Consider the following 25,859-nt stretch of genomic DNA (forward strand, 5'->3'; position numbering starts at 1 on the left):
ACGCAACCCCGGGACTCACATGCTTGTCGAAATCAACAAGGACGGAATGCTCATCCATGCGCGCGTCAGGAATGCGCGCAGCCCCGCCATCGAGAGAGGAAAGCGGACCGCCGCCATCACCGGCATCGTCGTGCACCAGACCGATGCCAACACGGCCCAGTCTTCGCTCAACAGCTACAGGAACCCGAAGGCCAATGGGGCGCACTTCCTGATCGACAAGGACGGCACCATCTACCAGACTGCGGCCATCTATCAGCGTGCCAACCATGTGGGCCCGCTGAAGGCGAGATGCCTGCTTGTGGGGAAATGCAAGGCCAGGGACTATGAAGGACTGAAGGCAAAAGGGGTACACCGCATCGAGATGCTGAAGGCTCCTGGAGAACGCTATCCGAGCAATATGGAGGCCATAGGTATCGAGATGGTCGGCCGAGCGGAGTTGCCGAAGGGGTTCAAACCTTCCTCCAACGAAGCGGATTTGCCCCCCGAGCGATTGCGAGGAGAGCGCGGCCTCTATCCCGCCCCGACCCAAGCTCAGAACCGGTCACTGACATGGCTTGTTGAAGCACTGCAGGACTCCATGCAACTGTCGCCCGGTGAAGTCTTCAAACATCCCGAGGTAAGTTGGAAAAATCTGACCGAAGCAGAAGGTGCAAACTGGAACCTTCCTGCGAACACACCATGAAGTACCACCAATTTTTTTGGGCAATAACTTCAGCGATGGTCATGGCCTCGCCGATTCATGCTGCTGACGCCCGGTATTCTGCAAAGAACATCCAGAAAATCAATATCTTCGCCCCCTCATCAAGCAACCCCGCTTGGGAGGATAAAAAATGGCTCGATTGCGACGATGTGATCCTGACCGAGGAGGATGTGCGATATGCATTGCAGCATATACGCCGAATTTCGGAAAAAGCCTATTTCAGCGAAGAAAACATGGATAGATCCGGATGCTCCGGAGGTGCGTCCGTCACGTTCAAGAGCGGAAAGATCATCGTCATGGATATCGAGCCAACAGGGCGAATCAGAATCTTCGAGGCGAACAGGAAGCTTGAACCCCTTGGAGTGCCCTCACGCTACTACGACTGCGCTCCTTGCAACAAACGCAAGATGCACCTGCTGCAAGACGCCTTGGACCGCGCCACGGAAAGGCGGCTCAAGGAGCTGAAGAGGCTGGGCCGGCTCCCGCCTTGAGTCACGGTCTGGTCTTCTCTTGCGCGCCGGTTTTGGCAATGGCTCTGACGCTTTACTCAACGCTTCGTGCGGCCGATGCCAGATAGCCGCTCAGGCACGCTCCACCGACCCGGCTGCAACGGCTGGCGGCCTGGTGAACGACCTGCTGGCCGGCTGCGCCGCCTGGCCTGAGCGCCGGGGCCAAGCCCCCTGCTTCACGCAGCGGCGCGGTTTCGCCGACAATGCCCCCCCGGCCCTCGTGGCCGGCCCTTTCTTGCGCCGGGGTTCCGGCCCCAGCCACTCCCTGCACACCATGAACTTTGCCTCCCTCGGCCTGAGCCCGGCGCTGGTCTCCAGCCTCCAAGACCTGGGCCTGGTCGATCCCACGCCCATACAGACCCAGTCCATCGCCCCCGTGCTTGCGGGCCGCGACCTCTGGGCCTGTGCGCCCACGGGCTCGGGCAAGACGGCCGCCTACCTGCTGCCGCTGCTGCAGCGCTGGATGGATGGCGGCAAGGCCCAGGGTGCCCAGGGCGGCTTTGTGCGAACCCTGACCACGCTGATCGTGGTGCCCACGCGCGAGCTGGCCCAGCAGGTCGGCGAGACGCTGTCCGGCCTGGGCCGCGCGCTCAAGCAGCCGCCGCGCATCGGCGTGGTCTATGGCGGCGTGTCCATCAACCCGCAGATGATGATGCTGCGCGGCAGTGCCGATTTCCTGGTGGCCACGCCGGGCCGCCTGCTGGACCTGGTGGAGCACAACGCCGTGCGCCTGTCCGCCGTGCGCCACCTGGTGCTGGACGAGGCCGACCGCCTGCTGGACCTGGGCTTCCAGGACGAGCTGCAGCGCGTGCTGGCCCTGCTGCCGAAGCAACGCCAGACCCTGCTGTTCTCGGCCACCTATCCCGATGCCGTGCAATCGCTGGCCACGGACCTGCTGCACGATCCCGTTCAAGCCCGCGTCGATGCCGCCGAAGGCCAGGATGCCGCCAGCCCGCAAAGCATCACCCAGCGCGCCATTGCCGTGGACCGCGCCCGCCGCACGCAATTGCTGCGCCAGCTGGTGCAGGGCGACACCGCTGCGGGCACCGACCCTGTCACGCTCGAACGTGCCCTGGTCTTCGTGGCCACGCGGCACACGGCCGAACTGGTGGCTGAAAAGCTCTACAAGGCCGGCATCTTTGCCACGGCCTTCCATGGCGACCTGAGCCAGGGCGCACGCAAGGAAGCGCTGGCCGACTTCAAGGCCAAGCGCTGGCAGGTGATGATCACCACCGACCTGGCGGCGCGCGGCATCGACATCACCCAGCTGCCCCTGGTCGTCAACTACGACCTGCCGCGCTCGGCCACCGACTATGTGCACCGCATCGGCCGCACGGGCCGCGCGGGCGAGGACGGCACGGCCATCAGCTTCGTGACGCCGGCCGACCAGGCGCACTGGGCGCTGATCTGCAAGCGCAACCAGCTGGACCTTGAACTGGAGCAGTTGCCGGGCTTCGAGCCCACCGAGCCCGTGCCGCCGCCTCCGGTGGCGCAGGACGGCAACGGCGGCATCAAGGGCCGCCGCCCCAGCAAGAAGGACAAGCTGCGCGCCGCGGCCGCCGAAGCAGCCGAGACCGCAAAAAAGAACTGAGCGTTTCCGGTTCAGCCCGCGCCGCCGCGCCCGCCAAAGCGATCCCGGTACGCCACCGGGGTAATGCCCAGGTGGCGCACGAACAGGTGGCGCAGCGCCTGCTCCGAGCCCAGGCCCACGCGCGCGGCCACGGTCTTGAGCGGCAGATGGGCCTGGCTTTCCAGCAGTTGCTTGGCCGCCTCCAGCCGCGCGCTCTCCACAAAGGCCGTGGGGCTTTGCCCGGTTTCCTGCTGGAACACGCGGCGCAGGTGCCGCTCACTCATGTGCGCCTGCTCGGCCATCTGAGCAAGGGTCAGGGGCTCGGCCAGATGGGCCATCACCCACTGCTGCACGGCCTGCACGCCGCCGTGCTGCGCTGCCTGGGCCGCCAGCGGCACGCTGAACTGCGACTGGCCGCCGGGGCGCTTGAGATACATGACCAGGTCACGCGCCACCTCCAGCGCCAGCGCGTGGCCGAAATCCTCCTCCACCACGGCCAGGGCCAGGTCGATGCCGGCCGTCACGCCGGCCGAGGTCCACAGCTGGCGGCTGCCTGCGCCATCGCGGATTTCCTCGCGCAGGTAGATGGCATCGGCATCGACCTGCACGCGCGGATGGCGCTGGGCCAGTTGCGCCGTCACGCTCCAGTGCGTGGCCGCGCGCCGGCCGTCCAGCAAGCCCGCCTCGGCCAGGAAGAAGCTGCCCGAGCACAGCGCAATCAGCCGCTGCACGCGCGGCGCCACGCGGCCCAGCCAGGCGACCAGCTCGGCCGAGCCGCCCAGCACCTGCTCGATATGGCGCGAGCCCACGACGACCACGGTGCAGCCCATGCCTGCAGCCTCCAGCCCGGCCAGCGTATGCGTGGCCTCCAGCGACATCAGCGTGTCCGAGCGCACGGGCCCTTGCCGTTGCGAGACCACGCGCACCTCGTAGCCGTCGCTCTGGCCGCGCGCGCGCAGGTGCACGTTGGCATAGTCGAACACCGACATGGGCCCTATGGCCTCCAGCGCCTTGAAGCCGGGGTAGACGACAAGATCGATGCGGTGGGCGCTGGCGTGGCGGTGGTCCATGGGAAACGGCGGGCTCGGAGGCGGTCAGGGTGGAAAGAATGGGGCGGACTATACGAAAAGACGCAAGCACCCACGGCCAGCAGGCCCGGCCGAAGCCGGCCGCACCCCTCAGATTCGGACATATCACCTGGGGCTGCGGCCATGATGCGGCCGGGCCGCCCGGCCATGGCCTACATTCAAGGCTTCGCGGAGCGCGCGCACTGCCGTTCCTGAGCCACCCCGACAGAAAGACACGCCCATGAAATCCAAAGCCGCCGTCGCCTTCAAGGCTGGAGAACCCCTGCAGATCGTCGAGATCGACGTGGCCCCCCCGAAGAAGGGCGAGGTCCTGATCAAGATCACCCACACCGGCGTCTGCCACACCGACGCGTTCACGCTGTCGGGCGACGACCCGGAAGGCATCTTCCCCGCCGTGCTCGGCCATGAAGGCGCGGGCATCGTCGTCGAGGTCGGCGAAGGCGTGACCAGCGTCAAGCCCGGCGACCACGTCATCCCGCTGTACACCGCCGAATGCGGCGAATGCCTGTTCTGCAAGAGCGGCAAGACCAACCTGTGCGTTTCCGTGCGCGCCACCCAGGGCAAGGGCGTGATGCCCGACGGCACCACGCGCTTTTCGTACAACGGCGAGCCCATCTACCACTACATGGGCTGCTCCACCTTCAGCGAGTACACCGTGGTCGCCGAAGTCTCTCTGGCCAAGATCCACCCCGATGCCAACCCCGAGCAGGTCTGCCTGCTGGGCTGCGGCGTGACCACGGGCCTGGGTGCCGTCAAGAACACCGCCAAGGTCCAGGAAGGCGACACCGTGGCCGTGTTCGGCCTGGGCGGCATCGGCCTGGCCGTGATCCAGGGCGCCAAGCTGGCCAAGGCCGGCCGCATCATCGCCGTGGACACCAACCCCTCCAAGTTCGACCTGGCCCGCACCTTCGGCGCCACCGACTGCGTGAATCCCAAGGATTTCGACAAGCCCATCCAGCAGGTCATCGTCGAGATGACAGGCTGGGGCGTGGACCACAGCTTCGAGTGCATCGGCAACGTCAACGTGATGCGTGCCGCCCTGGAATGCGCGCACCGCGGCTGGGGCCAGTCGGTCATCATCGGCGTGGCCGGCGCGGGCCAGGAAATCTCCACACGCCCCTTCCAGCTGGTGACGGGCCGCAAGTGGCTGGGCACGGCCTTCGGCGGCGTCAAGGGCCGCAGCGAGCTGCCCGGCATGGTCGAGCAGGCCATGAGCGGCGAGATCCAGCTGGCCCCCTTCGTCACGCACACCATGGGCCTGCCGGAGATCAACGAGGCTTTTGACCTGATGCACGAAGGCAAGTCCATCCGCTCCGTCGTCGTGTACTGAAGCTCCCCCTGAGGCGCTGCGCGCCTTCCCCCTCTCTACTCGCTACGCGAGGGAGGGGGACGACGCCCTCGGCTAGGCGCCCCCGCCGCGAGGCGGCTCTTGCTCGGCGCCTCTCGCCTGGGCAGCGCCAGTTTCATGGGCCGTTGACCGTGTATAGCGTATCAACTCCCATCTTTGAATGCTGCACGCACCGCTTGCCAAGGTGCCCGTAGCATTTTTCTTTTTGAGGAACACCATGTCCGCACTGCCGCCCCTGGAACTCAAGAACGCCCATGCCTGCTTCGGCGGCGCACAGCGTTTCTACGAGCATTTCTCCGCCGAGATCGGCCTGAACATGAAGTTCTCGGTCTTCCTGCCGCCCAAGGCCGTGGCCGGCGAGAAGGTGCCCGCCGTGCTCTACCTGGCCGGGCTGACCTGCACCGAAGAGACCTTCATGACCAAGGCCGGCGCCCAGCGCCTGGCAGCCGAGCTGGGCATTGCGCTGATCGCGCCCGACACCAGCCCGCGCGGCGCAGGCCTGCCCGGCGAGGCCGATGCCTGGGACTTCGGCGTGGGCGCGGGCTTCTACCTGGACGCCACCACCAAGCCCTGGGCACTGCATTGGCGCATGGAAAGCTATCTGCTGGGCGAGCTGCTGCCGCTGATCGCCGCACGCCTGCCCATCGACGCGCAGCGGCTGGGCATCTTCGGCCACTCCATGGGCGGCCACGGCGCGCTCACGCTGGCGCTGCGCCATCCGGGCCGCTTCAAGAGCCTGTCGGCCTTCGCGCCCATCGCCAACCCCGTCAACTGCCCCTGGGGCCAGAAAGCCTTCTCAGGCTACCTGGGCGATGACCGCAAGGCCTGGGAAGCGCATGACGCCAGCTGCCTGATGGCCGCGCAGACCCAGGCGCCCTACCCGGCCGGCATCCTCGTGGACCAGGGCCTGGCCGACAAGTTCCTGATCGAAAAGCAGCTGCTGCCCGAAGCCTTCGAGGCCGCCTGCGCCCAGGCCGGCCAGCCGCTGACGCTGCGCCGCCACGGGGGCTACGACCACGGCTACTACTTCATCCAGAGCTTCATTGATGACCATCTGCGCCATCATGCAGAACAACTGAACACCCCCTGAGGCGCTACGCGCCTTCCCCCTCTCTACTTGCTTCGCAAGGGAGGGGGACGACGCCATCGCCGCGAGGCGGCTCTTGCTCGGCGTCCCTGTTTTTTGGTCGCGCCAGTTTCCAAGATTGGGCACAAGACCATAGAACGGGCGCGTCTCACCCAGGCATGCGCCCCGCGCGCATGTCCTGCGCAATACGCTCCAGTACCTGCGGCAGGTCCTTCACGCTGGCGATCACGTGGTGGGCGCCGGCTGCGCGCAGCTTGGCCTCGGCGCGGGCCATGCGTTCGCGCACTTCTTCGGCGGGGGCGGCGGCCAGTTCGGCGGGGGAGTAGCCGACTTCGTTGCCGGACAGGGTCAGGGCCACGGTCCACATGCCGGCGTTGCGGCCTTCCTCGATGCCGGGCACGGTGTCGTCCACCTTCACGCAGGCGCGCACGTCGCCGATGCCCAGCGCCAGCACATTGGCCAGCGCCATGAAGGGGCCGGGGCGGCCGCCTGCGGCCATTTCATCGCCGGCCACCACATGGTCGGGAGCCAGGCCGTTGGCGGCGGCCTGCGGCAGCAACTGATTCAAGACTTCACGCGGATAGCCCGAGCACGAGCCCACCTTCAGGCCCTGCGCGCGCAGCCAGCCCAGCAGCTCGGGGGCGCCTTCGATGGGTGCCGAAAACTCACCGACCTTGGCGATCTGCATGGGCATGAAGCGGGCGTAGATGGCGTCCACGTCGGCGTCGACGGGCGGCTGGCCGAAGGCCTTGTGCCATTGCGCGCGGATGCCCTCGTCCTGCAGCAGCTCGTGGATGTGCTGCCACTTGGACAGGCCCATGGGGCCGCGTGCCTGGGCCAGGGTGATGGTGATGCCGAAGCTGGCAAAGGCCTCGACAAAGATCTGCGTGGGCGCCAGCGAGCCGAAATCGACCAGGGTGCCGGCCCAGTCGAAGATGACGGCCTGCAGCGGCGACAGATCGGCGGCGGCGGTGGAGACGGTGGTGTGGTTCATGGTGCTTTTTGACTAGGAAAGAGGTTCAAACAGAAGAGGGCTGTACGCGCCTGTTCATTCCAGCGTGCGGATGAAATTGCGCCCGCGCGGGCCGGATGCGGCCGACTGCAGCAGCTGCTGCCACTCATCCCCAGGCACGCCGTAGTGGGCGGGATCGGTGGTCACGCCCAGGCCTTCGAGGAAGTTGCGCAGGCGCTGCACGGCCAGCTCGCCCGTGGCGGCATCGAAGATGGACAGCAGGGCCGCGTCGGCCTCGTCGTCTGCGCCCAGGGCTATCTCCAGCACCAGCGGCAGGCTGAACGAGCAGGCAATGCCGTGGGCCACGCCATGGCGCAGCGTGATGTCGTAGGACAGCGAATGCGCCAGCGCCGTGCGGGTGTTGGAGAAGGCCAGGCCGGCCATCAGGGCAGCCTCGGCCATGCGGCTTCGCAGCGGCAGGCTGCCCAGGTCTTGCATCAGCGCGGGCAGCGTGGCCAGGGTGCGGCGCGCGGCGCCCACGGCCAAGGTGGTGGAGACGGGATTGCGGTGCCGGTTCCAGATGGACTCCAGCGCATGCGACAGCGCATCCAGCCCCGATGCCAGCGTGGCGCCGGCCGGCAGGCTTTGCATGAGCTGCGCGTCGATGATGGCGGCCTCGGGCCAGGTCCAGTGCTGGTGCAGCGAGTGCTTGCGGCCAGCGGCCTGGTCCCAGATCGTGGCCCAGGGCGTGACCTCGCTGCCCGTGCCGGCCGTGGTGGGAATGGCGATCAGCGCCTTGTGGCCTGCGGCCGGCAGGGCCAGCCCCTGCTCCAGGGCCTGCAGCAGTTCGCCGAAACGCCGCGTGGGCGTGGCGCACATCAGCGCCTTGGCCGAGTCGATGGCGCTGCCGCCGCCCAGGGCCACGATGCACGGGACCTCGGCGTATTCGCGATGAACGCGGTCATACAGCGGGGCCAGCCACTGCACATCGGGGTTGGGCGCAATGCCGTCCACCACGCCGCGCAGCTGGCTGCCCAGCCGTTGGCGCAGCTGCTGCACCAGGCCCAGGGATTCGGCCTCGGGAAACGTCACCAGCAGGCAGTCGCGCCCGGCCAGCAGCTCGGGCAGGCGGTCCAGGCGGCCGGGGCCGGCATGGATGGCAACGGGGTTGTGATAGGTCCACACAAATCGGTCCTTTGAATGAAACGGGGGCGCCGGGTAAAGCGCAGCCCTCAATGGCGGGTGCCTTGCTGGATGCGGCGGCGCAGCCAGTGGGAGACGAGATCGGCGGCGATCACCATCACGGTGATGACCACGATGCAGGTGGCCGTCTCCTGGTAGCGGAACAGCTTGAGGCTGCCGACCAGCTCGAACCCCAGCCCGCCCGCGCCCACCATGCCCAGCACCGTGGCCGAGCGCAGGTTGACCTCGAAGCGGTAGAGCACGACCGCGATCCAGGCCGTGATGGCCTGCGGTATCACGCCGAAGACGATGAGCTGCAATTGCGTGGCGCCTGCGCTGCGCAGGGCCTGCAGCGGGCCGTCGTCGATCTCTTCGATGCTCTCGGCGAAGAACTTGCCCAGCATGCCCATGCCATGCAGGGCCAAGGCCAGCACGCCGGGAAACGGCCCCAGGCCCACGGCCGAGACAAAGACCAGCGCCAGGATCAGCTCGTTGATGCTGCGCACCACGTTCAGGAACTGCCGCGTGATGCGCCGCAGCCAGTGCCAGCCATGCAGGTTGCTGGCGGCGATGAAGGACAGCGGCAGCGCAAGCACCACGGAAAGCAGCGTGCCCCAGATGGCGATCTGCACCGTCTCCAGCGCGGGCGCCATCAGGCGCGGCAGCATGCTCCAGTCCGGCGGCACGGAGCGCGCCACGAAATCCGCGATCTGGGGCATGCCTGCCGCCAGTTCGCCCCAGCTCATCTGCGCGCCGCCCGCGCTCCAGTGCAGCACCCAGGCGATGGCCAGGGCCGCAGCCGCATAGCCTGTCCAGCCCAGGGCGCCGTGGGGGCGCGGCGCGGTCCATTGCCAGCGGTCGCGCGGCTCGGGGCTCCAGGAATTGGCGCTGGTCATCACAGTCCTCCTGCGGGCACGCTGGCCCGCATCCACGAGGCAGGCACCGGCGCCTGCGCATGCAGGCCGGCAGGCCCTATGGCCGCCGTGCCCGGAGGTGTGTCCGGCTCTGCGCCCTGCCGTGCTCCTTGCCCTGCGCCTTGCCCTGCAGTGGGCTGCGCATGGTAGATGGCCTGCAGCGCGGCCTCGTCCAGCGCCTGCGGCGATCCGTCATAGACCATGCGGCCCTGGGCCAGGCCCAGCACACGGTCGCCGAACTCCCGCGCGTAGTCCACCTGGTGCAGGTTGCAGACCACGGCAATGCCCAGCTCGCGCGTGGCATCGCGCAGGTACTGCAGCACGCTGCGCGCGGTCTTGGGGTCCAGGCTGGCCACGGGCTCGTCGGCCAGGATGACCTGGGGCTGCTGGGCCAGCGCGCGGGCAATGCCCACGCGCTGCATCTGTCCGCCCGACAGCGCCTCGGTGCGTTCCAGCGCCTTGTGGGCCAGGCCCACGCGCTCCAGGCACTGGTCGGCCAGGCGGATATCGCTTTCGCGGAACAGCTGCAGCACCGAGGCCAGGGTGCCGGTCTGGCCCAGGCGCCCGGTCAGCACGTTCTTGCGCACCGACAGGCGCGGCACCAGGTTGTGGTGCTGGAAGACCATGGCCACATGGCGAGCCAGCTCGCGCCGGCTGTGCCTGCCGCCGCCCAGCATCAGGTCCATGCCGCCCACCTCCAGCGTGCCGCTGTCGGCGCGGGCCAGGCCGTTCATGCAGCGCAGCAGCGTGGACTTGCCGGCCCCCGACAGGCCCAGCATGACGACAAACTCGCCGGGCTGCACATCCAGGTCGATGCCATGCAGCACATGGTTGCTGCCATAGCTCTTGCGCAATTGGCGGATGCGGATCATTTCATGCTCCCGAGGTCGAGCTTGAGCGCCTTGGCCGTCTGGCGTACCACGTCGTAGGCCTTGTCATCCGTGGCCGCGAAGCCGTCGAGCACGCCCTGGTCGCCCCAGGGCAGGTCCTTGACCTCGGCCAGGGCCGCAGCCACCTTCTGCTTGGTGCCGGCGTCCAGGTTCTTGCGCCAGGTCATGGGCGACTCGGGAATGGGCTGGGAGCGCCAGACGATCTGGAAGTCCTCGCGCTTGACCAGGCCCTTGCTCACGGCCGAGTCGAAGATGCGGTCGGCCACGGCCGCCGCATCCACCTTGCCGTTGGCCACGGCCATGATGCTGGCGTCGTGCGAGCCCGAGAAGATCACGCGCGAAAAGCCCTTGTCCGCATCGAATCCCTCGGCCATCAACCCGGCCTTGGGAAACAGGTGGCCCGACGCCGAGGTCGGGTCCACAAAGGCAAAGCTGCGGCCCTTGAGATCGGCCACGCTGGCCGGGCCCTTGTCCTTGCGGGAGATCACCATGCTGTGGTACGCGCTCTTGCCCGTCTTCTTGGTCACGGCCACGGCAAAGGCCTCGGCGCCCGCCACCTGGCTGGCCAGCACGTACGAGAACGGGCCGAGGAAGGCGATGTCGATCTTGTTGGAGCGCAGCGCCTCGATCACGCCGTTGTAGTCATTGGCCACGAAGGGCCGCACCTTCATGCCGGTGCGGGTGGCCAGCTGGTCCATGACCTGCTGGCTGGCGCGGATCATGGCCTGCGCGTCCTCCGAGGGGATCAGGCCCACGCGCAGCTCGGCGCTCTGGGCAAAGGCGGCAGTGGTAGCGGTGGCGGCGGTGGCGGCCAGGGCCAGCACGGCGCCGGCATGGCGCAGCCAGGTCTTGCGGTTCATCTTCATGGGAGCGTTCCTTTGCATCAGGTCAGGCACATCGGCAGATCGGTGGATCCGTGAATCGCCGGCCAAATCGCCAGGCGGGTGGGGATGGCTGAATGCTAGGAGCGACATATTTCTGCCATGTGAAAGTTTCAGAATCGGTTTTGACAGCATCCATAGACAAAACCTTGAGATACCGACTTTCGTGAGCAACGCCCGCTACCGCGCCTTCATCGCCGTCGCCCACCACGGCAGCCTCAGCGCCGCCGCCCGCGCACTGGGCGTGAGCCAGCCCACCATCTCCACCCAGATCGCCACGCTGGAGCGCCAAAGCCAGATCGAGCTGTTCCACCGCCGCGGCTACCGCATGACGCTCACGGGCGCAGGCGCCAGACTGCTGCCCATGGCGCAGAAAATCATGGCGCTGGAGGCCGAGGCCGAGTTCTTCCTGCGCGACTCGGGGCAGTTGCACCAGGGCGAGCTCAAGATCGGCGCCGTGGGGCCCTTCCATGTGATCGAAATGGTGGCCGCCTACCGCGCACGGCACCCGGGCATGCAGCTGTCCATCCGCATGGGCAACTCGCAGCAGGTGCTGGCCGACCTGGAACGCTACGACACCGACGTGGCCGTGCTCGCCGGCCTCTACGACCGCCCGGAGCTGCTGGCACGCGAGTACGCGCGCCACGCCATCGTGCTGTTCGCCCATGTGGCCCATCCCTTCGCGCGGCGCAGCGAAATCGCGCTGTCCGAACTGCAGGGCCAGCCTTTGCTGCTGCGCGAGCACGGCTCGACCACGCGCACCGCGCTGGAATCGGTGCTGCAGGCCGCCGGAGTGCAGCCGCGCACCGAACTGGAGATCGGCAGCCGCGAAGCCATACGCGAAGCCGTGGCGCGCGGCCTGGGACTGGGCGCCGTGTCCGAAGCCGAATTCATCCCCGACCCGCGCTTTCGCCCGCTGCGCATCGCGGGCGACCCGGCCAGCACCACCACCTATGTCTATTGCATGCGCGAGCGCAGCGACAGCCTGCTGGTGAGGTCTTTTCTGGAGGCGATTTGAGGGCCGCGCCGGGCCACCTCGGCACCCGCCTCAGCCCTCCACCCTGATTCCGCGCGCCTGAATCAGCCGGGCCCACTTCGCCCGTTCATCGCGCATGAAGGCGTCAAAGCGCTGCGGCGTCCCCCCTCCATCCTCTGCGCCGAACTCTTCGAGCTTGGCCACCACATCGGGCATGGCCAGGATGCGGTTGACGTCCGCATTGATGCGGGCCACCAGATCGGCGGGCATTCTTGCGGGGCCCACCAGGCCGAACCAGATGCTCGCGTTGAACCCGGAATAGCCCTGCTCCGCCACGGTGGGAATCTCCGCGAAGGCCTTGGCGCGCTTCACACCCGTCTGAGCCACGGCATGGACTTTTCCGCCCTTGATGAAGGGCGCCGCCGTGGTCATTCCCTCGAACGCGTAGTCGATCTGGCCGCCCAGCAGATCCGTCATCACGTTCGACGCGCCCTTGTACGGGATATGGAGCGCGGACACCGCCGCAGTCTGCTCGAACAGCGCCAGCGCAAGGTGCTGGGCCGAGCCCGTGCCCGAGGAACCGAAGCTGACCTCCCCCGGCTTTTGCTTCAATGCGGCCAGCAGGCCCTGCATGGTGGCGGAAGCCTTGGGGCTGGCAACCAGGACCTGCGGGGTCTGGCCCACCAGGGCGATGGCGGAGAAGTCCCGCTCCGGCGAGAAGCCGAGCCTGGGGTTGAGCGCAGGGGCAATGCCCAGCGCATTGATGTGGCCCATCATGAGCGTCTGCCCATCGGGCGCGGCCCTGGCGGCCTCGGCAGCGGCAATCAGCCCCGCCGCGCCTGGCCGGTTCTCGACGATGACGGGAATGGCCCACAGCTGGTTGAGCCGGTTGGCGACGATCCGCGCCAGGATGTCCGTGCCGCCGCCTGCCGAGAAGCCGACGAGGATTTTGACCGGGCCCGCTGGCGGCCTGGCCTGTGCAAAGCCCGGATGGGCATGCAGGGCGGTGGCTGCGGCGGCCGAGGTCAGGAACTGTCTGCGTTGCATGGCTTGTCTCCTTGGATGATGGGCTGGCGGCGGTCTTACGCCACCGAGGTCCAGCGGCCGAACCGGGACACCTGCGCCTCGTCGAAATTGAAGCCGAGCCCCGGCGTCTGGTGCAGCACGACACGGCCCTTTTGCTGCGCCAGCTGGCGGTCCAGCAGGCGGCGGAAGTTCAGCACCTGGTCATCCCAGAAGAACTCGACATAGCGCGCATTGGGGGTCGCGGCCACCAGCGGCGCGTGCACATCGTGGAACCAGTGCGGACACATCTGCAGCCCATAGCCCGCCGCCATGGCGGCAATGCGCTTCCACTCGGTGATGCCTCCGCAGACTGCGGCGTCGGTCTGCAGGATGGATGCAGCGCCCATGTCGAGCAGATGCTTGTGGTACCAGCGGCCATAGCCGATTTCCGCGGTGGCCACGGGAATGCGGGTGAGCTTTGCCAGGCGGGCGTGGCTTTCGACATCGTCGGGGCTGAACGGCTCCTCGATGAAATAGGGGTCGTATGCCTCCATGCGGCGCAGGTACTGCATGGCCTGCACGGTGTCCACCCAGCCGTTGTTGCAGTCCAGCATGAGCTCAACGTCCGGGCCGATGGCTTCGCGCGCCGCCTTCACGCGCGACTCCTCGCCCTGGGGCGACCAGCGGCCGGTCTTCATCTTGACCGCCTTGAAACCCAGCTCGACATAGCCGGCCATCTCCTCGCCGACATGGCCGGCGGTCTTGCCGTCCACGTAGTAGCCGCCGCTGGCATAGGCCGGCACCGTGTCCAGCTCCACCGCGCCCAGGTACTTGTGCAAAGGCAACTGGGCGGTGCGGGCATTGAGGTCCCACAGCGCAATGTCGAGAGCGCTGAGTGCGCGCATCACGGTGCCCATGCGGCCTTGCAGCAGCGCCTCCTGGTACATCTCCTTCCACAGCCCTTCGACGGCCAGGGACTCGCGGCCCAGCAGCACAGGACCGAGCAGCTGCTCGACCGCGACGCGGAACAGCTCGCCCGCCGCATTGCCGACATAGCAAAAGCCGATGCCTTCGACGCCGTCGCTGCTGCGGACCTTGACCAGCCCGTAGTGGCGGTCGACCACGGTGCGGTTCGACAGATAGGTGACCTTGTCCAGCGGTACGCGGGCAACGCAGACTTCAATGGATTCGATGAGGGGCATGAGCTCTCCTGACATGGTTTGGAAGCGGGAACGAGCGAACTTTGCGCTTCAGGAGATCCGCAACAAAGATGGTGTCCCATGGTTCAGATGACGCAAAATGCGTCGCATGGATTCGCGCTTTCTCCAGAGCTTCATTGCCGTCGTGGACTGCGGCTCGATGGCCGACGCCGCGCGCAGGCTGGACCTGCCGCCCACCACCGTGGCCCAGCAGATGCGTGCGCTGGAGGCCGACGTGGGCTGCGCACTGCTCACGCGGGTGGGCCGGACGGTACGGCCCACCGTCGTTGGCGCCCGGATCGTGGAGCATGCGCGGGAGGTGCTCAAATCCGTGGAGAACCTGAGGTCGGCCGCATCGGCCACCGAGCTTCCCGCAGGCCCATTGAGGCTGGGGGCAACGCCCACGGCGCTGATGGGCCTGGTGCCCCCGCTGCTGCGCCGGTGGATGAGCGCCCATCCGGCCGTGCGCGTCTACATCGAACCCGGCACCTCCTCACTGCTGCTGGACCAGGTGCAGGCCGGCCATCTGGATGCGGCCATCATTGTGCACCCGGCCTTCGCCATGCCCAAGACCTGCGAATGGCGGCTGATGCGCAGCGAGGCGCTGATTCTTCTCGCGCCCCGGGACATGAAGGTGCGCGATCCGCTGCTCACGGCCGCACGCGAGCCCTTCATCCAGTACGACCGCAAGGTGGTGGCAGGAAAAATGGCGGATGAATACCTGCGGGGCCACGGCATCAAGCCGAAAGTGCGCTTCGAGCTGGACGGCATCGAGCAGATCGCACAGCTGGTTGCGGAAGGCTTCGGTGTCTCCATCCTGCCGGACTGGCCCGTGCTGGGACCGCCGGATGCCAGAACGCGCCGATGGCCGCTGCCCCCTCCGAGCCCGTCCCGCGAAGTGGGCATGGTGTGGCTGCGCTCTTCGGTGCGCTCCCCGCTGGCAGCCGCCTTGTCCGAGCTGATCGATTCCCGCTAGCGGACCATGCCCTGACCTGTGCCTGGCACGCAGGCTCTCAGAACAAGCTGCGCTGCGGCAGCAAAAGCGACGGGTGGTAGAGGCTGCAATCGAGCCGCAGCGGCTCGCGGTTGAACCCGTACCGACGGCAGGCCAGGGCGAAGCGCTGGCGCAGCAGCTCGGCCCAGTGGCCGGTACCTTTCATGCGCTGGCCGAACTCGGCGTTGTACACGCGGCCGGCCTCGCGCTGCTCGCCCTGGATGCCGTGCAGGTCGCGCACGCGCTCCATCACGCGGCGGGCGCGGTCGGGGTAGTGCACCTGCAGCCATTGCTCGAACAGCGGCGCCACTTCCCAGGGCAGGCGCAGCACGGCATAGAAGGCGTGGCGCGCGCCTGCGTCGGCGGCCGCCTCCAGCACCTTCTCCAGGTCTTCGTTGATGAAGGGAATCTGCGGTGCCAGGCTCACGCCCACGGGCACGCCCGCCTCGGTCAGCGCGCGGATGCTGCGCAGCCGGCGGTGCGGCGCGGCGGCGCGCGGCTCCAGGTGGCGTGCCAGATCGGCATCCAGCGTGGTCAGCGTGATGTGCACCGAGGCCAGGCCCTGGCGCGCCAGCGGGGCCAGCAGGTCCAGGTCACGCTCCACCCCGCTGCCCTTGGTGACGATGGAAAACGGGTGGCGCGCCTCGGCCAGCACTTCGATCAGGCGGCGCGTCAGCCCCAGCTCGCGCTCTATGGGCTGGTAGCAGTCGGTGACCGAGCCCAGCATCACGGGCGCGGCCACATGGCTGGCGCGCGACAGCTCGGCGCGCAGCAGCTCGGGCAGGTTCTGCTTGGCGATGAGCCGGGTCTCGAAGTCCAGCCCTGGCGACCAGCCCAGGTAGCTGTGCGTGGGCCGGGCATAGCAATAGATGCAGCCATGCTCGCAGCCCCGGTAGGGATTGAGCCCCATGTGAAACGGCAGGTCGGGCGACTGGTGGCGGCTCAGCGCCGAGCGGGCCTGCTCCCAGCGCAGTTCGGTGCGCAGGGTCGCGGCTTCCTCGCCTTCGGCAGGCGCCTCAAGGCTGCCCCAGCCGTCGTCAAAGGCCTCGCGCGGGTCGGTGGTGAAGCGGTGGGCCAGTTGGCTGGCTGCGCCCCGGCCCTTGATGGCGTGCAGGGGCACCCGGGCCGTGTCGTGATGAGGCGTGGGAGGACTGGGCAGCATGGGGCAACTGTATAAAAATACAGTCATACCAACAAGCACTCCCCGCATGCCTGCAGTTGCGAAGTGGGTTTTGCCGGCTTGGCAAGTGCCCACGCCAATCCGCACCGCACCGTGCGGGTTCGCTTGGCAGAACCCACACGGGCCTGCACAATGGGCCTATCGCACCAACTTGGTGCTTTTCTCTTTTCTGAAGATGCCTTGGCCCGGACAACCGCGTTGCCCGGGCTTTTGTCCGTTTGGGCGCCGCTGCCCTTCACTGCAGCCACGGCGCAAGCACACAAGGGAGCCAACACCATGGAGCGCAAGCCCCACATCATTCTTTCGTCCCTGGACCTGGAGCGCATCGAGGCCCTGCTGGACAAGCAACCCGCCTTCCCCGGCCGCGACGCGCTCGAGGCCGAGCTGGACCGCGCCGACGTGCTCGAACCCAAGGAAATGCCGCCCAATGTGGTGACCATGAACTCCACCGTGCGCTTCACGCTGCTGGAGTCGGGCAAGTCCAATACGCTGACCCTGGTCTATCCCAAGGAGATGGATGGCAGCTCCGACAAGGTGTCGGTCTTCGCGCCCGTGGGCATTGCCCTGCTGGGCCTGAGCGTGGGCGACCAGTCGCGCATGGCCGGTCCCTCGGGCCAGGTCACCGTGCGCGTGGATGCCATCGAGTTCCAGCCGGAAAGCGCAGGCGAGCTGCACCGTTGAACGCCGACCGGCGTGAAGCGAAAAAGGCAGCCAACCGGCTGCCTTTGTTGTTTGTGGACTGACGCACGGCGCCTCAGCGCAGGCCTGCCAGAAACGCCGCGATCAGGCCGGTGCCCACCAGGCCCGCCTGCCAGCGCAGCGCCATGTGCCAGCTGGGAACGTGGCGCTCCACGCGCTCGTACAGCAGATGGCCGGCCGCAATCGACAGCACGAAGGCCGTGCACATGCCCAGCAGGGCGGCGGGAATGGAATGTGGCCAGAAATGGCTTTCCACGGCATTGACCAGCAGGCAGACCGAGAAGTGCACGAGAAACACCGAGTACGAAATCTTGCCCAGCCGGCGCAGCGGCGCCCAGCCTTGTGCCTGGGCAAACGCGGGGCTGCGCATGGCCGCGACCAGGGCCAGCGCCGTGGCACCGGCCAGCGCGATGCGGTCGCGCCACTCCAGTGCCAGCGCCGCCACGACCAGGGCCACGATCAGCAGGGACCAGCTCCAGGCCGTCGAGGACTTGTCCGCATGCGCGGCCCAGTAGGCCAGCATGCCCAGGCCGTAGGCGCCAAAGAAGTACGGCGCCCACACATCCCATTGCGCATCCAGATTGAAGCCCAGCAGCGAGGCCGCCACGCCGATCACCACCAGCGCCTGCGCCACGCTCAGCGTCCAGGGCCAGCAGCGTGACAGGGCGTCGCCGCCAAAGCGGCGGCGCAGCAAGGCACCGCCCCAGCGCGTGCCGGCCAGCAGCAGCGCCGTCAGCGCAAAAAGCTGGAAGTCGATGGACACATACCAGACGCCCGCAGACAGCGACTCCTCGCCCACGATGTTCTGCAGCAGCAGCGCATGCGCCACCAGTTGCCAGAGATCGGGCTCGCCCGACACCGAGGCATGGTCGAACCAGGGCCGCACGGCGGCCGAGACCACGATGGCCACGACCAGCGCCACCGCATAGGGCACGACCAGACGCACGAAGCGGCGCCCGATGCGCGACCACGGATCGCTGTGCTGGCCGTGGCCTTGCGGCGCCATGCTGGCTGCCGCCAGGTAGCCGCCCAGCACCAGGAAGATCTGCACGGCCATGCGCGCATATTCATAGAGCCAGTCGATGAGGTCCGGCGCGGCCGGATGGGCGATATCGGACATGGGGCCGTAGAAGGCCAGGTGGTGCCAGACGATGGCGGCACAGGCCAGGCCCTTGGTGCAGTCGATCAGCGCACTGCGGCTAGCGTGGGACATGGGGCAATCTGCAATCTGCGAACGGGTCGGTAAGCGGGAGGCGCTGGGCCCGGGCCGCCTGGCCGCAAGCCCGCAAAGGCGCCATTGTGCGCCTTTTGACCGCGTCTTGCAGAAAGCTGACGCACCGCTTTCCAAGCCGCCCAGGACATGCCGGCACGCGAAGGCACAATGCATGCCATGACGCAATCCAAACCTCTTCCGGCGTTGAACCGGCAGTTCGTCTCGCACTTCGGCGAGATGGGCAGCCGCTGGGGCATCAACCGCACGGTAGGCCAGATCTACGCTCTGCTGTTTCTTTCGCCCGAGCCGCTCAATGCCGACCAGATCGCCGAGACGCTGGAGTTCTCGCGCTCCAACGTGAGCATGGGGCTCAAGGAATTGCAGGCCTGGCGCCTGGTGCAGCTGCGCCACCAGCCCGGCGACCGGCGCGAGTATTTCGAGGCGCCGCAGGATGTCTGGGAAATCTTCCGCCGCCTGGCCGAGGAACGCCGCCGCCGCGAGATCGAGCCCACCCAGTCCATGCTGCGCGCCGCCATGCTGGAGGAAGTCACCACCGAAGAGGAACGCTACGCCCAGCAGCGCATGCGCGACATGTACGAGCTGATCGACCGGCTCATGAACTGGTTCGACGACGTGCAGCGCCTGTCGCCCGAGACCGCCATGCAGCTCATGGGCATGGGCACGGCCGTGACGCGGCTGCTGGATCTGAAGGACCGCATCACGGGCGGCAAGGGCCGCGCCAAGGCGAACGACACCGACGATTGAACCTGGCAAGCCTGCGTACAAAAATGAGCTCCCGAGGGAGCTCATTGTGTTTACAGCAATGCTTCATTAGCGGTAAGCGCGTGCAAAAACTGGCGTAGCCCAAAGCGAGGGACACCGAGCAAGGGCCGCCCCCGCAGCGAGGGTGTCGTCCCCCTCCCGAAGAGAGAGGGGGAAGGCGCGAAGCGCCTCAGGGGGAGCTTTATTTCTCCCGGGCCAGGAGTTCGCGGCGCGTGGCCTCGTCGTCCATCAGTTCGTACCACATCGCGTTGAGCACCGCGAAGGCGGCCGCCAGCGGCAGGCCGAGCAACCAGGCGAAGTACCACATGGTGTTGTGTCCTTTCTTGACGTTGACTGTCGTTTCTTGATTCGGTGGATCAGTACGAGTGGCCACGGCCCTCGATGATGGACATCGGGTCGACCTTGCCGCGCAGCACGCTGTAGACCCAGCTGGTGTAGGCCACGATGAGGGGCACGAAGATCAGCGCGCACACCAGCATGATGAACAGCGTCACATGGCTGGACGAAGAGTCCCAGACCGTGAGGCTGTGCTGCGGGTTCAGCGACGAGGGCAGGATGAACGGGAACATGGACGCCCCCACGCTGGCGATGATGCCGGCGATGCCCAGGCCGCTGGACAGCAGGGCCAGCCACTCGCGGCGCAGCCACAGGCCCAGCGCCGCCAGCAGCGGCATCAGCAGGCCGATGGCCGGCACGGCCCAGAGCACGGGCCGGGCCTGGTAGTTGGCAAACCAGGCGCCCGCCTGCAGCGCAGCCGTCTTGAACAGCGGATTGGACGGTCCGGTGGTGTTGATCTCGCTGGTGATGCGGTAGCCATTGAGCGCGGCCAGCCACACGCCGGCCGCCGCGAACAGCACCGTGGTGGCGACGGCAGCCACCATGCCGAAGCGGCGCGCGCGCGCGGCCACATCGCCCTCGGTCTTGAACACCAGCCAGGACGCACCATGCATGAGCAGCATGCACAGCGAGACCAGGCCGGCGAGCAGCGCAAACGGGTTGAGCAGGCCGAAGAACGTGCCCTCGTAGTAGATGCGCATGTCGGGCGCCAGGCGGAAGGGCACGCCCTGCAGCACATTGCCCAGTGCCACGCCGAAGATCAGCGCGGGCACCACGCCGGCCATGCACAGCACGGCATCCCAGCGCGCGCGCCAGGCCGGCTCCTCGCGCTTGCTGCGGAACTTGAAGGCCACGGGCCGCAGGATCAGCGCCACCAGGGCCGCGAACATGGCCAGGTAAAAGCCCGAGAACGAGACCGCGTACAGCTGCGGCCAGGCCGCAAAGATGGCGCCGCCGCCCAGGATGAGCCAGACCTGGTTGCCTTCCCAGACCGGGCCCAGAGAGTTGATGACGACGCGGCGCTCCACATCGGTCCTGGCCGCCAGCGGCAGCAGCGCGGCAGCGCCCAGGTCAAAGCCATCGGTGACGGCAAAGGCGATGAGCAGCACGCCCAGCAGGCCCCACCACAGCAGGCGCAGGATGTCGTAGCTGATCAGTTCGTGAAGAATCATGGTGACAATCTCCCTTGGTCATTGCCCGCGGGCGAGTTTTTGCATCAGAGGGAAGTAGGTGGTCAGGTGCGGTGCGCTTTCCTCCTGCGGTCCCTTGCGGATGGCCTTCACCATGAGCTTCATCTCGATGACGAAGAGCACGGAGTAGATGGCGATGAAGCCTGCAATCGTCAGCAGCAGCGTGCCCGCGCCCAGGTTGGACACGGCCAGCGCCGTGGGCAGCACGCCTTCGATGATCCAGGGCTGGCGGCCCACCTCGGCCACGATCCAGCCGCACTCGGCCGCAATCCAGGGCAGGGGAATGGCGATCACAGCCAGCTTGAGCATCCACGGATGGGCGTCCAGCTTGCGCCGCACCGACAGCCAGAAGAACGCGGCCGTGAGCGCGATGAAGAACATGCCCAGCCCCACCATGATGCGGAAGGCCAAGAACAGCGGCCCCACGGCCGGCACGGTGTCCCAGGCGGCCTGGGCGATCTGCGCGTCCGTGGCCTGGTGCGGGTCGTCCACGTAGCGCTTGAGCAGCAGCGCGTAGCCCAGTTGCCCGCCCTTGTCCTCGAAGACGGCCTTGGCCTCGGCCGGCACCTGGCCCGTGGGGCCGGCGGCGCGGATGGCCTCCAGCGCGCCATAGGCCTCGATGCCGTTGCGGATGTACTGCTCGGTGCGCTGGACCAGGTCGTTGATGCCAGGGATCTCGGTGGTCAGCGAGCGCGTGCCGATCAGGCCCATGACCCAGGGAATGTGCACGGCGTAGTGCGTCTCGCGTGCGGCCTTGTCGGGGAAGCCGAAGGCCGTGAAGGCGGCCGGTGCGGGCTCGGTGTCCCACATGGCCTCGATGGCGGCCAGCTTCATCTTCTGGTGCTCCGACGACAGGTAGCCGCTTTCATCGCCCAGCACCACCACCGACAGCGCGGCGGCCAGGCCGAACGAGGTGGCCACCGTCATGGAGCGGCGCGCCAGCTGGATGTGCCGGCCCTTGAGCAGATACCAGGCCGAGACGCCCAGCACGAAGATGGCTGCCGTCACGTAGCCGGCCGAGACCGTGTGCACGAACTTGGCCTGGGCCACGGGGTTGGTCAGCACCGCGAAGAAGTCGGTGACCTCCATGCGCATGGTCTGCGGGTTGAACGCCGCGCCCACGGGGTTCTGCATCCAGCCGTTGGCGATCAGGATCCACAGCGCCGAGAAGTTCGAGCCCAGGGCCACGCACCAGGTGGTCACCAGGTGGCCGACCTTGCTCAGGCGGTCCCAGCCGAAGAAGAACAGGCCCACGAAGGTGGCTTCGAGGAAGAAGGCCATCAGCCCCTCGATGGCCAGCGGCGCGCCGAAGATGTCGCCCACGTAGTGGCTGTAGTAGCTCCAGTTCATGCCGAACTGGAACTCCATCACGATGCCCGTGGCCACGCCCATGGCGAAGTTGATGCCGAACAACGTGCCCCAGAACTTCGTCATGTCGCGCCAGATGGTGCGGCCCGTCATCACGTAGACGGTCTCCATGATGGCGATGATCACGGCCAGGCCGATGGTCAGCGGCACGAACAGGAAGTGGTAGAGCGCCGTTACCGCGAACTGCAGCCGCGATAGATCGACGATGTCGAGGTCCATGGTGAGATCCTTTCTCTCGGGGGTACTTGGTGAAATCCTTGATCAGCCGTCCTGCCGCAGGCGCGCCAGGGCCGCCTCGAACGGCGGTGTGCCGCGCAGCGCCTCGGACACCACGCGGCCCTGCTCCACCCACAGCAGCCGGTCGGCCAGTTGCGCCTCCCGCAGCTTGTGGGTGGCCAGCACCAGGGTGCGGCCCTGGGCTGCACTGTCCAGCCGCACCAGCAGGTCGGCGGCCGTGCGTGCATCCAGGCCCTCGGTCACTTCGTCCAGCAGCCAGCAGCGCGCGGGGCTCAGCAGCAGCCGCGCCAGCGCCAGGCGCCGTGCCTGGCCGCCGGACAGGCCCAGCCCGCCCTCGCCCAGCCGCGTGTCCAGGCCCTGCGCCATGGCGCGCACATCGCCGGCCAGCCCGGCGATTTCCAGCGCCGCCCACAGCGTGTCCTCGGCGGCCTCGGGGCAAGCCAGCAAAAGGTTGTCGCACAGGCTGTCCTCGAACAGTTCGGTGCGCTGCGTCATCCAGGTGCAGCGCCGGGCACGCACGGCGCCGGCCAGCGGCTGGAGCTCGCCGGCCATCAGGGACAGCAGCGTGGTCTTGCCCGCGCCGCTGGCGCCCAGCAGGGCGACACGCTCGCCTTCGGCGATACGGATGTCCTGGGCCAGCACGGCGGCACGGGGTGCCACGACCTGCTCCAGCTCAACCGCCAAGCCTTGCCTGGGCGCAGCCGGTTCGCAGGCGCCTTGCGCAGCGCCATCGCGCAGGGCGGGCGCCAGCCGGCGCGCGGCCAGCCAGCTGCGGCCGGCCTCCAGCGCGCCACGGCGCAACGCAGCAAAGGGCTCCATGGCCGTCAGCGCCAGCAACAGGGCCAGCGCGGCCACGGGGGCGCCCAGCAGGCCGGCCTCGGCCAGCCAGCCCACGCCCAGCAGCACACCGGCCAGGGCCAGGGCGCCGCACAGGCCCTGCACGAAGGAGGTTCGGGCCTCCAGGCCGTGGAGCTCGGCGTCGGCCTCGGCCACGCGGGCGTCCAGGGCGGCAATGCGTTCGCAATGCGCGGCCAGGGTGCCGGCCATGGCCAGCTCTGCCTGCCCGGCCACCAGGTCGGCCGTGCGGGCACGCAGGGACTCCAGCGCCAGCGCGCGGCGCACGGCGGGCCGGCGCGCACTGCGGGCCAGCCACAGGGCGCTGCCCAGGCCCGTGGCCAGCAGCCACGCAGCCAAGGCCATGCCCAGCCACCAGCGCATCAGGCCCAGTGCCAGGGCGGCCATCAGCGTGGCACCCGTGGCGGCCAGCAAGGGCACGAACAGGCGCAGGTACAGGCTGTCCAGCGCATCCACGTCGGCCGTCAGCCGCTGCAGCAGGCGCGCGGGCCGCAGGCGCAGGCTCAGGGCGGCGGCGGGCGTGGCCCAGCTGCGCAGCAGCCGCTCGCGCAGGGCGGCCAGCACGGCCAGGGTGGCGTCATGGGTGACCAGCCGTTCGGCATAGCGCGTGCCCGTGCGGCCCAGGGCCAGCAGGCGGATGCCGGCCGAGGGCATGAAGACGTCGAAGACGATGGCCGTGGCCGGCACCAGCCCGGCCAGCGCCGTGGCCGTGATGAACCAGCCCGACAGGCCCAGCAGCGCCATGCCCATGAGCACCGTGAGCAGGGCCAGCAGCGCGCCACCCAGCCACAGGCGCCGGGGCGCCATGCGCGCCAGGGCGGCAAGCACGGGCCAGAGGGTGGAGCGGGGCTTCATGCGGCCAGCTCCTGCGGGGCGGCATGGCCCGCCAGCTCCACCACGCGGTGCATGGCGGCGGCCAGTTCGGCATCGTGGGTGGCGACGATCAGCGTGCGCCCGCGTGCCAGCTGCAGCAGGGCATCGGTGACCTGGGCGGCCGTGGCCGGGTCCAGGTGGGCCGTGGGTTCATCGACCAGCAGCAGGCCTGCATCGCGCGACAAGGCCAGGCGCGCCAGTGCCAGGCGCACGATTTCGCCGCCCGACAGGCCGGCTCCGCCCTCACCCAGCGTGGCGCCGGGCCGGGTCTCGGCCAGCTTGCCCAACCCGGCCAGCCGCAGGGCCTGGCGCAGTTCGCCGAAGGTGAATCCCGGGCGGCCCAGCCGGAGGTTTTCGGCCACCGAGCCGGCGAACACATGCGGGCTCTGCCCCATCCAGGCCATGCGCGCGCGCAGCCGGCCGGCCGATTCGCCGTCGAGCAGCTGGCCATCGATATGGATGCGCCCAGGCTCGGCCACAGGCAGCAGGCCGGCAATCTGCGCCAGCAGCAGCGACTTGCCGCTGCCGCTGGGGCTCCACAGCGCCACATGCTCGCCAGGCCGCACGTCCACCGTGAGCGCCGGCAGCGTGACCGCGCCGCCTGGCGCCTGGGGCCGCACCTGCTCCAGGTGCAGGGCGCAGGCTTGGCCGGCCGCCCTGCCGGGCGCACTCAGCGCGCCGGGCAGCGGCTGCGCATCGCGGCCCAGCTCGCCCAGGGCCTGCAGCGCAGCCTCGCCGCTGGCACGGTCGTGCCAGACGGCAGACAGCTCACGCAGGGGATCGAAGAAGCTGGGCGCCAGCAGCAGCACGAACAGCGCCTGGCCCAGGCTCAGTGTCTGGCCCCAGCTGCCAAAGGGCAGATGGCCCAGCAGGTGAAAGCCCACGTAGACGGCCACCATGGCCACGCCCAGGGCCGAGAACAGCTCCAGCACCGCAGAGGACAGAAAGGCGATGCGCAGCACGCGCATGCTGCGTTCGCGCAGGGATTCGGCATTGGCGCGCAGCCGCTGCGCCGTGGCATCCACCGCGCCCAGGGCGCGCAGGGTGGACAGGCCGCGCAGCCGGTCGAGCAGGAAGGCGTTCATGCCGCCCAGCTCCAGCATCTGCGCCTGGCTGGCCGCCTTGGCGCGCCAGCCGACGATGGCCATGAACAGCGGGATCAGCGGTGCGGCCACCACCAGGATCAGCGCCACCACCCAGCTCTGGCTGGCCACGGCCAGCGCAATCACCAGCGGCACGGTGCGCACGCGCCACATGGCGGTCTGGTAGCGCGACAGCCAGGGCACGATGGCCTCGGCTTGCTCGGCCATGGCGCTGGCCGCCTGGCCCGAGGCCGCGCGCTGGCGGTCCAGCGGCGAGGTGCCCGCCAGCGTGCGCAGCACCTGCGCGCGCAGCGCACTCACCAGGCTGCGCGCCTGCAGGTTGGCGCGGCGTGTGCCGCTGGCATCGCACCAGGCGCGCAATCCGCCCAGCAGTGCCACGCCTGCCGCAAGCTGCCACAGTGGCTCCACGCCCGCGCCCGCGCCATCGGCCATGGACTGCACGACCAGCGCCAGCAGCAGCGCCTGGGGCAGCCACAGCAGCGAGGCCAGCACCAGGCGCCCCGTACCCGCCATCGGACGACGCGCCAGCTGGTGGAACTCAGGCAATGACGGGGTACAAGGTTTGTTCATTTATTCTGTAATTTCAGTATTTACTGAAATTACGCAAAGAATTCTAAACAAACTTGCTCCAGGCAAGTCGCTCGTAGGGGGAAGCCGAGTGAAGCAGTCAAGCGTGCGCAAGGGGTTTTGCGCAAACAACTTCGAGAACCGGACCCGCACAGCGTGG

General features: G+C 68.2%; 24 protein-coding genes. 9 read left to right on the forward strand and 15 right to left on the reverse strand.

The window, feature by feature from the left end; translation table 11 throughout:
* Positions 1-19: 19 nt before the first annotated feature.
* From AC57B5_RS10630 to AC57B5_RS10640, 3 genes are all read left to right on the forward strand, one after another.
* Complete coding sequence (locus AC57B5_RS10630; protein WP_496399479.1) at positions 20-682, forward strand: peptidoglycan recognition protein family protein; 663 nt, start codon at positions 20-22, stop codon at positions 680-682.
* Positions 679-1,191: a hypothetical protein gene (locus AC57B5_RS10635; RefSeq protein WP_392412876.1), complete on the forward strand. Its 513-nt coding sequence runs from the start codon at positions 679-681 to the stop codon at positions 1,189-1,191. Before AC57B5_RS10630 ends, AC57B5_RS10635 begins: the two co-directional genes overlap by 4 nt.
* Positions 1,192-1,483: 292 nt before the next feature.
* Positions 1,484-2,800, forward strand: coding sequence for a DEAD/DEAH box helicase (locus tag AC57B5_RS10640; RefSeq protein ID WP_496399480.1), 1,317 nt, complete (start codon positions 1,484-1,486; stop codon positions 2,798-2,800).
* An 11-nt stretch (positions 2,801-2,811) separates the two neighbouring features.
* Here AC57B5_RS10640 and AC57B5_RS10645 read toward each other — a convergent pair whose 3' ends face one another.
* Positions 2,812-3,849, reverse strand: a complete 1,038-nt coding sequence (locus AC57B5_RS10645) for a GlxA family transcriptional regulator (RefSeq protein ID WP_012204335.1) — start codon at positions 3,847-3,849, stop codon at positions 2,812-2,814.
* Between the two features lie 238 nt (positions 3,850-4,087).
* Here AC57B5_RS10645 and AC57B5_RS10650 point away from each other — a divergent pair, with 238 nt between their 5' ends.
* Both AC57B5_RS10650 and fghA read left to right on the forward strand, forming a co-directional pair.
* Positions 4,088-5,197, forward strand: a complete 1,110-nt coding sequence (locus AC57B5_RS10650; protein ID WP_012204334.1) for an S-(hydroxymethyl)glutathione dehydrogenase/class III alcohol dehydrogenase — start codon at positions 4,088-4,090, stop codon at positions 5,195-5,197.
* Between the two features lie 235 nt (positions 5,198-5,432).
* A complete protein-coding gene (gene fghA / locus AC57B5_RS10655; protein ID WP_063326762.1) occupies positions 5,433-6,305 on the forward strand; it encodes an S-formylglutathione hydrolase in 873 nt (290 codons plus the stop codon).
* A gap of 145 nt (positions 6,306-6,450) precedes the next feature.
* On the opposite strand, the gene phnX is transcribed toward fghA, so the two are convergent.
* Genes phnX through phnD form a run of 5 tightly spaced genes read right to left on the reverse strand, consistent with a single transcriptional unit; the run spans position 6,451 to position 11,106 of the window.
* The gene (gene phnX / locus AC57B5_RS10660) at positions 6,451-7,296 is read right to left on the reverse strand and encodes a phosphonoacetaldehyde hydrolase (RefSeq protein ID WP_496399481.1); all 846 of its coding nucleotides are present in this window, start codon (positions 7,294-7,296) and stop codon (positions 6,451-6,453) included.
* 54 nt (positions 7,297-7,350) lie between these two features.
* Positions 7,351-8,439 (reverse strand): iron-containing alcohol dehydrogenase PsrA, encoded by a 1,089-nt coding sequence (psrA, locus tag AC57B5_RS10665; protein ID WP_496399482.1) that lies wholly within the window; start codon positions 8,437-8,439, stop codon positions 7,351-7,353.
* 47 nt (positions 8,440-8,486) lie between these two features.
* The gene (gene phnE, locus AC57B5_RS10670; RefSeq protein ID WP_013803443.1) at positions 8,487-9,332 is read right to left on the reverse strand and encodes a phosphonate ABC transporter, permease protein PhnE; all 846 of its coding nucleotides are present in this window, start codon (positions 9,330-9,332) and stop codon (positions 8,487-8,489) included.
* Entirely contained in the window at positions 9,332-10,222 is an 891-nt protein-coding gene (gene phnC / locus AC57B5_RS10675; protein ID WP_496399483.1) for a phosphonate ABC transporter ATP-binding protein, read from the reverse strand. The genes phnE and phnC overlap by 1 nt, the downstream gene beginning before the upstream one ends.
* Positions 10,219-11,106 carry a phosphonate ABC transporter substrate-binding protein gene (phnD, locus tag AC57B5_RS10680; RefSeq protein WP_013803445.1) on the reverse strand — a complete coding sequence of 296 codons (888 nt, stop codon included), beginning with the start codon at positions 11,104-11,106 and terminating at the stop codon, positions 10,219-10,221. Before phnD ends, phnC begins: the two co-directional genes overlap by 4 nt.
* 181 nt (positions 11,107-11,287) lie before the next feature.
* On the opposite strand from phnD, the gene AC57B5_RS10685 reads away from it, so the two are divergent.
* The gene (locus AC57B5_RS10685) at positions 11,288-12,139 is read left to right on the forward strand and encodes a LysR substrate-binding domain-containing protein (protein WP_043823861.1); all 852 of its coding nucleotides are present in this window, start codon (positions 11,288-11,290) and stop codon (positions 12,137-12,139) included.
* A gap of 30 nt (positions 12,140-12,169) precedes the next feature.
* On the opposite strand, the gene AC57B5_RS10690 is transcribed toward AC57B5_RS10685, so the two are convergent.
* Positions 12,170-13,144, reverse strand: coding sequence for a Bug family tripartite tricarboxylate transporter substrate binding protein (locus tag AC57B5_RS10690; RefSeq protein ID WP_496399484.1), 975 nt, complete (start codon positions 13,142-13,144; stop codon positions 12,170-12,172).
* Between the two features lie 35 nt (positions 13,145-13,179).
* Positions 13,180-14,304: a mandelate racemase/muconate lactonizing enzyme family protein gene (locus AC57B5_RS10695; protein ID WP_496399485.1), complete on the reverse strand. Its 1,125-nt coding sequence runs from the start codon at positions 14,302-14,304 to the stop codon at positions 13,180-13,182.
* Positions 14,305-14,410: 106 nt separating this feature from the next.
* Here AC57B5_RS10695 and AC57B5_RS10700 point away from each other — a divergent pair, with 106 nt between their 5' ends.
* A complete protein-coding gene (locus tag AC57B5_RS10700) occupies positions 14,411-15,277 on the forward strand; it encodes a LysR family transcriptional regulator (RefSeq protein ID WP_496400102.1) in 867 nt (288 codons plus the stop codon).
* Between the two features lie 37 nt (positions 15,278-15,314).
* On the opposite strand, the gene AC57B5_RS10705 is transcribed toward AC57B5_RS10700, so the two are convergent.
* Positions 15,315-16,457, reverse strand: coding sequence for a PA0069 family radical SAM protein (locus AC57B5_RS10705; RefSeq protein ID WP_496399486.1), 1,143 nt, complete (start codon positions 16,455-16,457; stop codon positions 15,315-15,317).
* 294 nt (positions 16,458-16,751) lie between these two features.
* On the opposite strand from AC57B5_RS10705, the gene rnk reads away from it, so the two are divergent.
* Entirely contained in the window at positions 16,752-17,156 is a 405-nt protein-coding gene (rnk, locus tag AC57B5_RS10710) for a nucleoside diphosphate kinase regulator (RefSeq protein ID WP_013803451.1), read from the forward strand.
* A gap of 73 nt (positions 17,157-17,229) precedes the next feature.
* On the opposite strand, the gene AC57B5_RS10715 is transcribed toward rnk, so the two are convergent.
* On the reverse strand, positions 17,230-18,387 hold the full coding sequence (locus AC57B5_RS10715; protein ID WP_496399487.1) for an acyltransferase family protein: 1,158 nt from the start codon (positions 18,385-18,387) through the stop codon (positions 17,230-17,232).
* Positions 18,388-18,555: 168 nt separating this feature from the next.
* Between AC57B5_RS10715 and AC57B5_RS10720 the strand changes: the two genes are divergently transcribed.
* Positions 18,556-19,152: a GbsR/MarR family transcriptional regulator gene (locus tag AC57B5_RS10720; protein ID WP_496399488.1), complete on the forward strand. Its 597-nt coding sequence runs from the start codon at positions 18,556-18,558 to the stop codon at positions 19,150-19,152.
* Positions 19,153-19,351: 199 nt separating this feature from the next.
* On the opposite strand, the gene cydX is transcribed toward AC57B5_RS10720, so the two are convergent.
* From cydX to cydD, 5 genes are read right to left on the reverse strand one after another with little or no spacing between them, the layout of a single operon-like run.
* Positions 19,352-19,477: a cytochrome bd-I oxidase subunit CydX gene (gene cydX, locus AC57B5_RS10725; RefSeq protein WP_012204319.1), complete on the reverse strand. Its 126-nt coding sequence runs from the start codon at positions 19,475-19,477 to the stop codon at positions 19,352-19,354.
* A 49-nt stretch (positions 19,478-19,526) separates the two neighbouring features.
* Positions 19,527-20,678 (reverse strand): cytochrome d ubiquinol oxidase subunit II, encoded by a 1,152-nt coding sequence (gene cydB / locus AC57B5_RS10730; protein ID WP_496399489.1) that lies wholly within the window; start codon positions 20,676-20,678, stop codon positions 19,527-19,529.
* Between the two features lie 18 nt (positions 20,679-20,696).
* The gene (locus AC57B5_RS10735) at positions 20,697-22,283 is read right to left on the reverse strand and encodes a cytochrome ubiquinol oxidase subunit I (RefSeq protein WP_496399490.1); all 1,587 of its coding nucleotides are present in this window, start codon (positions 22,281-22,283) and stop codon (positions 20,697-20,699) included.
* A 42-nt stretch (positions 22,284-22,325) separates the two neighbouring features.
* Entirely contained in the window at positions 22,326-24,011 is a 1,686-nt protein-coding gene (locus AC57B5_RS10740; protein WP_496399491.1) for an amino acid ABC transporter ATP-binding/permease protein, read from the reverse strand.
* Positions 24,008-25,645, reverse strand: coding sequence for a thiol reductant ABC exporter subunit CydD (gene cydD, locus AC57B5_RS10745; protein ID WP_496400103.1), 1,638 nt, complete (start codon positions 25,643-25,645; stop codon positions 24,008-24,010). The genes AC57B5_RS10740 and cydD overlap by 4 nt, the downstream gene beginning before the upstream one ends.
* Positions 25,646-25,859: the final 214 nt, after the last annotated feature.

It is taken from the genome of Delftia sp. BGA-UO-ETr-SB1 (genome assembly GCF_059567865.1).